Source organism: Streptomyces sp. NPDC005374, assembly GCF_042872225.1.
GTDB lineage: Bacteria > Actinomycetota > Actinomycetes > Streptomycetales > Streptomycetaceae > Streptomyces.
Genome location: NZ_JBIAKA010000035.1, coordinates 21134 through 31163, shown reverse-complemented (window position 1 = coordinate 31163; position 10030 = coordinate 21134). Strand labels below are relative to the sequence as shown.

Here is a 10030-nt window from a genome sequence, read left to right as displayed (position 1 = left end):
CTCGCAGTGACCCGGGAACGCCGAAGGGCCTCTCGCTCCCACGAGAGGCCCTTCACCGGTGCGCCGCCAGGGACTCGAACCCCGGACCCGCTGATTAAGAGTCAGCTGCTCTAACCAACTGAGCTAGCGGCGCATGACTCTCGCCCTCCGCTTTTGGCGGCTGGCGACAGGGAAAATAATACCCGGTCCGCGGGGGTGCTTCCGACCACCCGTGGCCGGTCAGATCGCCAGGGACAGCAGCAGCGGTGCCGCGCTGCGGTTCAGCCGGTCCGTGGCCTGGCGGAGCCGGTGGGCCTGCTCGATCGGGAGCGAGAGAGCCAGGCAGCCCACCGTCGATCCGGCGGTGATCGGGACGGCCGCGCACACCGTGCCCACCGCGTACTCCTGGAGGTCGAGGTGGGGGACCGTCGGCGGCTGGGCCTCCAGGCGGGAGAGGAGCTGCCTGTCGTTGGTGATGGTCCGGGAGGTGAGGCGGGTCATCCGGTGCCGGGAGAGGTGGTCGCGGCGGCCGTTGTGGTCGAGCTGGCTGAGCAGGCTCTTGCCGAGGGCCGTGGCGTGCGCGGAGGAGCGGAAGTCCACCCACTCGTTGACCGCCGGGGTCGTGGGGCCGTCGGCGTACTGGGCGATGGTGACCTCGCCGTCGACGTACCGGCTGATGTAGATCGCCGCGCCGATCGAGTCGCGCAGTTCGTCCAGGGTGCGCTGGAGCTGGTCCCGCAGGGCCTGGTCGCGGCCGTGGGTGGAGCCCAGCCTGGTCAGGGCCTCGCCCGTCACGTACGCGCCGTCGGCGACCTGCTCGACGTACCCCTCCCGGCGCAGCATCCTCAGGAGCGCGGTCAGCCGCTCGGGGTCCAGGCCGGTGGTGCGGGCGAGTTCGGCGTCGGTGACTCCGGCGGAGTGCCGCGCCACCGTCTCCAGGACGCGCAGTGCGTCCTGGGCCGAGTGGTACGGCGCGGTCGGCTCGATCCTCACGGTGACACACCTCGCATGGAAGAGTTGAGCACGTGGGTGTTCGGCCGGGGGTCCGGGGGTCGTCCCCCGGGACAGCACAGCAGCGCCACGGTGTTTCCCCCTGCGGCTCGCTCGGTGCACTACTACTGGGCAGTAATCCGAAAAGCGATCCCTCCCACGATAGCCGTCAAAGGGCCGGTAGTGAGCGGGTGTTGACGAGATTCCGGCCCCGGCCCGGCCCTCTCAACAGGAGCGCTGGCACTCTGGCATATGCCATGGGCACCACCCGGGCCGGGGACCTCGCAGATTGAACTTCGTTCACTTCTTGTGGTCAGAGAACCGCGCTGAGAAATTCTCGGGTCCGGTCCTGCTCGGGCTCGCTGAAGATCTTCTCCGGGGTGCCCGACTCGATGATGCGACCCGAGTCGAACATCAGGACCTGGTCGGAGATGTCCCGGGCGAAGTTCATCTCGTGGGTGACACAGAGCATCGTGATGTCGGTGGTGCGGGCGATGTCCCGCAGTACGTCGAGCACGCCCGCGACCAGCTCCGGGTCGAGCGCCGAGGTCACCTCGTCGAGCAGCAGCACCCGCGGCCGCATGGCCAGCGCCCGCGCGATCGCCACCCGCTGCTGCTGGCCACCGGACAGCTGGGTCGGCCGGGCGTCGGCCTTGTCGGCGAGGCCCACCAGGTCGAGCAGCTCACGCGCGCGTGCCTCCGCCTCGTCCTTGGGCAGGCCGAGCACGGTGACGGGGGCCTCGGTGATGTTCCTGAGCACCGACATGTTCGGGAACAGGTTGAACTGCTGGAAGACCATCCCGATCTTCTTGCGCACCTCGCGGAGCTGCTTCTCCGGCGCCGGGAACAGCGTCTGGTCGTCGACCGTGACCGTGCCCTCGTCGGGCTTGGTCAGCGTCATGAGCATCCGCAGGATCGTGGTCTTGCCGGACCCGGAGGGGCCGATCAGGGTCACGTGCTTGCCGGAGTCCACGGAGAAGTTCAGCCGGTCCAGGACCGTGTTCGACCCGAAGCGCTTGGTCACGTTCTCGAAGCGGATGAGCTCGCTGCCGTCCACCGGCGGGTTGGTGTTGGCGTCGGGTTCCTTCATGAGAGGGGTGTCAGCGGACAAGACGTCGCTCCAGGGATCGCAGAAGAAGGGAGGCCAGATAGGAGATGACGATGAAGGCCACGCCGATCACGGTCAGGGGCTCGGTGAACTGGAAGTGCTGCTGCGAGTACAGCCGCGCCTGGCCGAGCATCTCCAGGACCGTGATCACCATCAGCAGCGGCGTGTCCTTGAGCATCGAGATCACGTAGTTGCCGAGGGCCGGCACGACCCGGCGGATCGCCTGCGGCAGGATCACCACCTGCCAGGTCCGCACCCGCGGCAGGTTCAGCGCCGTCGCCGCCTCCCACTGGCCGGCGGGCACCGCCTCGATACCGGCGCGGTAGACCTGCATGGTGTACGTCGAGTAGTGCAGCCCGATCCCGATGACACCGGTGGCCAGCGCCGAGAGGGTCACACCCCACTCGGGCAGCACGTAGAAGAGGAAGAACAGCTGGACCAGCAGCGGGGTGTTGCGCACGAACTCCGTGACCACCCCGACCGGCCAGCGCACGAACCGCGACGGCGCGCGCATCAGCAGCGCCCACACCAGTCCGAGCGCGAAGGAGATCAGCGAGCCCAGCGCGAGGGCCTGCAGGGTGACCAGCAGTCCGTCCCAGAACTGCGGCATGAAGTCGCTTACGGCACTCCAGTCCCATGTCATCCGACACCACCTCCGACAGGCTGGGGCACCTGGACCTCACGCGTGGGTTCCTTGCCGACCCCCGCCTTGAGCTTCTTCTCCAGACCGCGCATCAAGCGGGTCAGCAGGAACGCGATCACGAAGTAGATGAGCAGCAGATACGTGTAGATGCCGGCGCTCTCCTGGAGCGCGAGCCGCACCAGGTTGCCGCTGAACGCCAGATCACCCATGCCCATCACGGACACCAGCGCGGTGCCCTTGAGCAGCTCGATCAGCAGGTTGGAGAACGGCGGGATCATCTCCGGCACCGCCTGCGGCAGCAGGATCAGCCGCATCCGCTGCCAGGGTGTGAAGCTCAGCGCGATCCCGCCCTCCTGCTGGGCCGGGTCGACCGCCTTGAGCGCCCCGCGCACGATCTCGGAGCCGTACGCCCCGTAGGTCAGTCCGAGCGCGAGCGTGCCCGCCCACATCGGCACCAGCTGCCAGCCGAAGGCCGGGGGCAGCACGAAGAACACCCAGAAGATCATCACCAGTGCGGAGGTGCCACGGAACACCTCGGTGTAGAAGCCCGCGAGGAAGCGGACGATCCACAGCCGGTGGGTGCGCGCGACGCCGATCACGAAGGACACGGCGGCGGCGAGCAGTGAGCTGAGGACCAGCAGCTGGACGGTCGTCCAGATGCCCTTGAGTACCAGTTCCCAGAGTCCGGTCGTCATCCGCCGCAGAGCTCCTTCGCGGTCAGGTCGGTCATCTCGGCCTGGGTGAACCCGAAGGGCCTGAGGATCCGCAGCACCTCGCCGCTCTTCTTCAGCTTGTGCAGCTCGACGTTGAAGGCGTCCCGCAGCTTCGTCTCGGTCGGCCGGAACGCGAAGGCGCCGCCGTCGATGTGCGGCTTGCCGTCCACGATCGCGGAGAACGGCTTGGTCGCCTCCGCCTTGCGGGACTTCTCCACCACCGCACGGGTGGTCACGGCGGTCCCGGCGAACACGTCGACGCGACCGGCCTCCACGGCGTTCAGCCCCGCCACCTGGTCCGGGACGAGCAGGATGTCGCTCCGCTTGTACCCCGCGTCGATGACGTAGTCGATCTGCGCGTTCCCTGTCGCGGTGGAGAACCTCGCCTTCTTCCTGACGACATCCTGGTAGTTGTGCAGACCCAGCGGATTGCCCTTCCGTACGACGAAGGAGTCCTGGATCTGGTAATCGGGGTCGGCGAAGATGACCTGCTCGCAGCGTTCGGGGGTCACGTACATCCCGGCGGCCACGACGTCGAACTGCTGCGACTTGAGTCCCGGGATGAGCGAGCCGAACTCGGTCGGCACAGGCTGCACCCGGTCCACCCCGAGCCGTTTGAACACGGCCCTCGCGAGTTCCGGTGCCTCCCCGGTCAGGTCGCCGTTCCTGTCGATGTATCCGAAGGGGATCTCACCCGCGATTCCCAGCCGTACGACACCTGCCGCGCGCAGCCGGTCGAGCAGTTCGCCGCCTCCCGTGGCCGAGGCGGTGGCCACGCGTGAGCAGCCGGCCGCGCCCAGCGCACCGAGCGCCGCTACCCCCGCGAGCAGCGACCGGCGGGTGGTCCCGGATGTGTGTTCGCCATGTTCCAGTGGTGGAGCCATGGCGGCGCGGCTACCCGACCGGATGCGACTTATGCAGGCCGATTCGAGCCCCTTTCCGAGCCGATGCCCTCTTGACCGGCGGGGGACCATGGAATGCATGGCTGACCGTTACATCGAAGTCTCGCTGGTCAAGCGGGGGATCACCGCCACGGCAAAGCTGCTCGACGACCGTGCGCCGATCACCTGCGGTGCCGTGTGGGACGCACTCCCGCTCGCCGGTGACGTCTATCACGCGAAATACGCGCGCAATGAGATCTACGCCCTTTTCCCGCCTTTCGCGGAAACCGAGCCACCCCTGGAAAATCCGACAGTTACCCCGATTCCCGGAGATCTTTGTTATTTCTCCTTCGCGGGCACCGAACTCGGCACCAAGTCCCACGGCTACGACCGCGAGGTCCGCCCCGGCACGACCCTGGTCGACCTGGCCCTGTTCTACGAGCGCAACAACCTGCTCCTGAACGGCGATGTGGGCTGGGTTCCGGGGATCGTGTGGGGCCAGGTCGTGGACGGCCTGGAGGAACTGGCCGACGGCTGCAACGACCTCTGGCGGGCGGGCGCTCTCGGCGAGAGTCTCCGCTTCAGCCGGGCGTAGCGCTCACTCCACGCCGGCCCGGGCGGCCGGCCGGATGCCCGCCGCGTCGGCCTCTTACAGCGCGTGAGCCGCCCGCAGCACCAGGTCGTCCCGGTGCCGCGCCGCCACGATCTGCAACCCCACCGGCAGCCCGTCGCCGTCGGTTCCCACCGGGACGGACGCGGCGGGCTGCTGCGTCATGTTGAAGGGGTACGTGAAAGGGGTCCAGCCCGTCCAGCGCCGGTGTCCGGAGCCCTTGGGGACCTCGGTGCCCGCCTCGAACGCGGTGATCGGGAGGGTCGGCGTGACCAGCAGGTCGTAGGAGTCGTGGAAACGGCCCATCCGGCGGCCGAGTGCCATCCGGACGTCCACCGCGGCGAGGTAGTCCAGCGCACTCATGCGCGCCCCAAGCCCACAGATCTCCCGGAGCCCCGGGTCCAGCAACTGCCTCTGGTGCGGCCCGAGATGCTGCGTCACCCGGGCCGCCCCGCTGAACCACAGGGTGTGGAAGGCGTCCACCGGATCGGCGAAGTCGGGGTCGGCCTCGGTGACGTACGCGCCGAGTTCGGCGAGCCGCTCCACGGCACGCCGGACCGCGGCCGCCACCCCCGGCTGTACGGCGACCTGACCGCCGAGGGACGGGGAGTAAGCGACCCGCAGGCCCCGCACCCCGCCCGGCAGGGCCGCCGTGTACGGGCCCGCCGCCGGTCCCAGCGCCGACCAGTCGCGGGAGTCCGGCACCCCGATCACGTCGAGCAGCAGTGCCGCGTCGGCCGCGTCGCGGGTCATCGGGCCCACGTGGGCGAGGGTGCCGAAGGCGCTCGCCGGGTAGAGCGGCACCCGGCCGTACGTCGGCTTCAGGGCGAAGATCCCGCAGAAGGCGGCCGGGATCCGGACACTGCCCCCGCCGTCCGTGCCCAGCGCGAGCGGCCCCGCGCCGAGCGCCACGGCCGCGGCGGCACCCCCGCTGGAGCCGCCCGCGGTGCGCGTCGGGTCGTGGGGATTGCGGGTCACCCCCGACAACGGCGAGTCCGTGACGCCCTTCCAGCCGAACTCCGGGGTGGTCGTCTTACCGAGGAACACGGCGCCCTGCTCGCGCAGTCGGGCCACGGACGGGGCGTCCTCGTCCCAAGTCCCGCTCCCGGCAATCGTCTTGGACCCCTTCAGCGTCGGGAGCCCGCGCATCAGCAGGATGTCCTTCACCGTGACCGGTACGCCGTCCACCGCGCCGGACGGCTCCCCGCGCCGCCACCGGTCGGCCGACGCGTGGGCCTGCGCCAGAGCCTCCTCCCCGGTCACGCGCACGAAGGCGTTCACCTCCGGCTGGATCCGTTCGGCCCGTTCCAGGGCCGCCCGGGTCGCCTCCACGGGGCTGAACTCGCCCTTGCGGTACCCCTCGACGAGTTGTACGGCGGTCAGTTCGGTGAGGTCCCGCATATGTGCCCCTCCGTCGGCGTTCAGTGCCCTGGTACGTACCCGCGTTGCTTGTCGACCACGTTCGACAGTGCTCTGCCCGCCTCCCAGCGGTCGTACAACTCCACGAACTGGGTGCCGAGTTCATCACGCCAGCCGATCGTGTCGCCGCTCATGTGCGGGGACACGATGAGACCCGGGACCTGCCACAACGGGCTCTCGGGCGGCAGGGGTTCGGTGTCGAAGACGTCGAGGGCGGCACCGGCGATCCACCGTTTGGACACCGCCTCCACCAGCGCGTCCTCGACGACCAGCTGACCCCGGCCGATGTTGATGAACCGGGCGGAGGGCTGCATCATCCCGAACCGCCGGGCGTCGAACATGCCGTGCGTCTCCGCGGTGAGCGGGGCGGCCGCGATCACCCAGTCGGCGCGGGCCATCAGACGGTCGATGTCGTCGGGGCCGTGGATCCCGGTGCGGGGGCGGCGGCCGACCAGGGCGGTGGTGATGCCCAGCGCCTTGAGGGTGGCCGCGATCGCCCGGCCGATGGGCCCGGAACCGACCACGCACGCACGCGTGCCGGCCACCCGCTGGGACTCCCGGTGCCGCCAGGCGCCCTCGCGTTGCAGCTCCAGGGTCCGGGGCAGGTCCTTGGCCATTGTCAGGACCAGCGCGGCCACGTACTCGGCGATCGGCTGGTCGAAGACACCGCGGGCGTTGGTCACCCTGGTGTCGGAGGCGGCGAGTTCGGGGCACATCAGGTGGTCCACGCCCGCGCTCGCCGTGTGCACCCAGCGCGGTCGCGGACCCTCGCCCGGCCACGCGTCCCGCACCGCGGTCGAGGTGAAGTCCCAGACCAGCAGCACGTCGGCGAACGACAGCCGCTCGGCGAGCCCGGCCCCGTCCGTGTGCACGATCCGGGCCCGGCCGGTGAGTCTCCCGAGCCGCGGCGGGGGTTCTGCGTCGAGGACCAGAAGGGTGGGGACGGACATCGAGGCACCGTTTTCTGCGGATTGTCGCGGGGCTGCCGGGTGTCTGACGTGGGCGGGAACGCCGTCGGTGACACCGATGTGATGTGTGCGTGACATGGGCGGATTGACCACGCTCGCACCCGAACCTACCTTCGTCAACACGGGCGTTGAGCACGTTCCGCTGTCCCACCGTCTCCCACCGTGAGGCCGGTCTCTGCCATGGACGTTTCCTTTCTGGGTGGTCCGCGCCCGCAGCGCGGTGTCGGTGTCGTCGCCCCCTTCGACTTCGCGCTCGATCGCGAGCTGTGGCGCTGGGTCCCCGACGAGATCTCGCTCCATCTGACCCGCACGCCGTACGTCCCCGTCGAGGTCAGCCTCGACCTGGCCCGCCTGGTCAGCGAGCACGAGACCCTGCACGAGGCGGTGCGCACCCTCCACGCGATCACCCCCGAGGTCGTCGCCTACGCCTGCACCTCCGGCAGCTTCGTCGGCGGGATCGCCGGGGAACGCGCCATGTGCGCGGCCATGACCACGGCGGGCGCGGTCCCCTCCCTGACCACCTCGGGCGCCCTGCTGGACGCGCTCGCCGAGCTCGGCGTACGGCGCGTGGCGCTGGTGACGCCGTACACGGTGTCGGTGACCCGGTCGCTGGAGGAGTACGTCGCCGAGGCGGGCGTGGCGGTCACCGGGTGCGCCTACATGGGCCTGACCCGGCACATCTGGAAGGTGCCGTACCGCCAGGTCTCCGAGATGGCCCACAAGGCCGTACGGCACGACGCCCAGGCACTGTTCATCAGCTGCACCAACCTGCCGACCTACGACGTCATCCCGCAACTGGAGGCGGAACTGCGCATCCCGGTGATCTCGGCCAACCAGGTGACGATGTGGGCGGCGCTGCGCCGACTGGGTACCCGAGCGGTGGGGCCGTACCAGGCGCTGATCGACCCGGCGGCGAGGAGCGGCCCCGTACGCCCCGTACTGCCGGACGAAGAACAGCAGCAGGAAGGCTGGACATGACCGCACTCGGATTCCTCTACCCGGGCCACTCCGCGGAGGACGACTATCCGCGCATCGAACAGCTGCTGGGCAGCGACATCCGCCTGGACGTGGTCCACACCGACATCGGCACCGACGCCCACCGCGTGGACGCCCTCCTGGAGATGGGCTCGGCGGAACGGCTCGCCGCGGGCGTCGAGGAACTGCGCATGTCGGGTGCCGAGTCCGTCGTATGGGCCTGCACCAGCGGCAGTTTCGTATATGGCTGGGAGGGCGCCCAGGAGCAGGTGCGCACACTCGCCCGCACGGCAGGCATGGCCGCCTCCTCCACCTCGTTCGCCTTCGTGCACGCGGCTCGGGAGATCGGGGCCGCACGGGTGGCGGTCGCGGCGACCTACCCGGACGACGTGGCGGACCTGTTCGCGCAGTTCCTGCGGGCCGGTGGCGTGGAGGTCCTCCAGGTCCACGGCGCCGGGATCATCACGGCGGCCGAGGTCGGCGCCTGGGGCGAGGAGGAGGTCTTCGCGCTGGCCCGGGCGGCCGACTCCCCGGACGCCGAGGCGGTTCTCCTCCCCGACACGGCCCTCCACACGGCGACCCACATCACGGCCCTGGAGAAGGAACTCGGCAAGCCGGTCCTCACGGCGAACCAGGTCACCGTCTGGGAGGCCCTGCGCCTGACGGACCGCAGGGTGAACGCCCCGGCGATGGGAGCGCTGTTCACGAGGGAGCCGATCGTCCAGGTCTGACGCGAGGACGTGAGGCGGCTTCAGGCGCTCACCGTCGACGCTCCTGCGGGACGTCGGTGGTGAGCGCCGTGCGCATGGTGCGCAGCCGGCGGTGCTGGAGGTTGCCCTGGAGGACGAGCCAGCCCAGGAAGGCAACGCAGAACACGGCGAAGCCGAGTGTCTGCCGCGGTCCCGCGGTCAGGGCCGTCAGCACCACGACGGCTCCCGACAGAACGGCGAGGAGGATCTGGGCCGCGACACGGTGCCGGGTGCGATGCAGACGCTGTTCCACCAGGTCACGCATGGCCTGCCGCTCCTCGGGCGCGGTGGGGACCTCGCCGCGGCGCAGCTTCCGGTCCAGCGAGACGAGACTGTCGGTCGATCCGGCGACCCGCTTCTCCCTGCGGCGCACGGCGATCACGACGGCGATCCCGCCGAGGGCGGCGAAGGCGACGCGCACCAGGACCGAGGCGGTCGACTGCTCGGGGAACAGCAGCAGGACCATGGCGGAGGCGAGCAGCGCGGACAGCGTGAACTGGAGCCACAGATGCCTGCTGAGCAGGGTGGTGACGCGTTCCACGGTGTCCTCCCTCACAAGCTGGTCCGGGCCCGTCGGCGGATGCCGAGAACGCGCATCGTCAGGCCGACGGCCAGCAGCACCAGGGACACCGCGCAGTAGGCCCACGAGCCGGTGCCGCGCACGGCGTCGACGGTGGCCAGAACCGCCCACAGGGCGGCGACGACACTCAGCGCGGTCCACGCGATGTCGGCGATACGGACGGACAACTGGGCGCGCTGTGCGGTGCCGGGTTCGAGCGGTCCGAGGTCCGACGGCCGCGACGTGTTCTCCCGCGTCATGGGCGATCCCTCCGGTTTGTGGGATTGTGCGCTCCGGGTACCCGGGGGTCCCTGCGCCAAGCGGCCAAGTGCCGTACGGGATACGGAAGATGGGGCTCCAGCACGACGCGCGGCCGGGCCCGGGAATAACCGGGGACACTCTCCTGTTCTCCTCACGACGACGCGCTACGACAGCG

General features: G+C 70.0%; 12 protein-coding genes and 1 tRNA gene. 3 read left to right on the top strand and 10 right to left on the bottom strand.

Going from position 1 to position 10030, the window contains the following annotated elements:
• Positions 1-59 precede the first annotated feature (59 nt).
• From ACFYRX_RS46100 to ehuB, 6 genes are all read right to left on the bottom strand, one after another.
• Positions 60-133, bottom strand: a tRNA-Lys gene (locus ACFYRX_RS46100).
• Positions 134-219: 86 nt separating this feature from the next.
• On the bottom strand, positions 220-972 hold the full coding sequence (locus tag ACFYRX_RS46095) for an IclR family transcriptional regulator (RefSeq protein ID WP_389113343.1): 753 nt from the start codon (positions 970-972) through the stop codon (positions 220-222).
• A 310-nt stretch (positions 973-1282) separates the two neighbouring features.
• Positions 1283-2059, bottom strand: a complete 777-nt coding sequence (ehuA, locus tag ACFYRX_RS46090) for an ectoine/hydroxyectoine ABC transporter ATP-binding protein EhuA (protein WP_389113342.1) — start codon at positions 2057-2059, stop codon at positions 1283-1285.
• 10 nt (positions 2060-2069) lie between these two features.
• Positions 2070-2720, bottom strand: a complete 651-nt coding sequence (gene ehuD / locus ACFYRX_RS46085; RefSeq protein ID WP_389113341.1) for an ectoine/hydroxyectoine ABC transporter permease subunit EhuD — start codon at positions 2718-2720, stop codon at positions 2070-2072.
• Positions 2717-3415 (bottom strand): ectoine/hydroxyectoine ABC transporter permease subunit EhuC, encoded by a 699-nt coding sequence (ehuC, locus tag ACFYRX_RS46080; protein ID WP_389113340.1) that lies wholly within the window; start codon positions 3413-3415, stop codon positions 2717-2719. The genes ehuD and ehuC overlap by 4 nt, the downstream gene beginning before the upstream one ends.
• Positions 3412-4317 carry an ectoine/hydroxyectoine ABC transporter substrate-binding protein EhuB gene (gene ehuB / locus ACFYRX_RS46075; RefSeq protein ID WP_389113339.1) on the bottom strand — a complete coding sequence of 302 codons (906 nt, stop codon included), beginning with the start codon at positions 4315-4317 and terminating at the stop codon, positions 3412-3414. Before ehuB ends, ehuC begins: the two co-directional genes overlap by 4 nt.
• Before the next feature lie 97 nt (positions 4318-4414).
• On the opposite strand from ehuB, the gene ACFYRX_RS46070 reads away from it, so the two are divergent.
• Positions 4415-4909 carry a DUF3830 family protein gene (locus ACFYRX_RS46070; protein WP_389113337.1) on the top strand — a complete coding sequence of 165 codons (495 nt, stop codon included), beginning with the start codon at positions 4415-4417 and terminating at the stop codon, positions 4907-4909.
• A 54-nt stretch (positions 4910-4963) separates the two neighbouring features.
• On the opposite strand, the gene ACFYRX_RS46065 is transcribed toward ACFYRX_RS46070, so the two are convergent.
• Positions 4964-6325, bottom strand: coding sequence for an amidase (locus ACFYRX_RS46065; RefSeq protein WP_389113336.1), 1362 nt, complete (start codon positions 6323-6325; stop codon positions 4964-4966).
• A gap of 20 nt (positions 6326-6345) precedes the next feature.
• Positions 6346-7293 (bottom strand): D-2-hydroxyacid dehydrogenase, encoded by a 948-nt coding sequence (locus ACFYRX_RS46060; protein WP_389113334.1) that lies wholly within the window; start codon positions 7291-7293, stop codon positions 6346-6348.
• A 198-nt stretch (positions 7294-7491) separates the two neighbouring features.
• On the opposite strand from ACFYRX_RS46060, the gene ACFYRX_RS46055 reads away from it, so the two are divergent.
• Complete coding sequence (locus tag ACFYRX_RS46055) at positions 7492-8289, top strand: aspartate/glutamate racemase family protein (RefSeq protein ID WP_389113332.1); 798 nt, start codon at positions 7492-7494, stop codon at positions 8287-8289.
• Entirely contained in the window at positions 8286-9017 is a 732-nt protein-coding gene (locus ACFYRX_RS46050) for a decarboxylase (protein ID WP_389113330.1), read from the top strand. Before ACFYRX_RS46055 ends, ACFYRX_RS46050 begins: the two co-directional genes overlap by 4 nt.
• Before the next feature lie 28 nt (positions 9018-9045).
• Here ACFYRX_RS46050 and ACFYRX_RS46045 read toward each other — a convergent pair whose 3' ends face one another.
• Positions 9046-9576 (bottom strand): hypothetical protein, encoded by a 531-nt coding sequence (locus ACFYRX_RS46045; RefSeq protein ID WP_389113328.1) that lies wholly within the window; start codon positions 9574-9576, stop codon positions 9046-9048.
• An 11-nt stretch (positions 9577-9587) separates the two neighbouring features.
• On the bottom strand, positions 9588-9854 hold the full coding sequence (locus tag ACFYRX_RS46040) for a hypothetical protein (RefSeq protein ID WP_389113327.1): 267 nt from the start codon (positions 9852-9854) through the stop codon (positions 9588-9590).
• Positions 9855-10030: the final 176 nt, after the last annotated feature.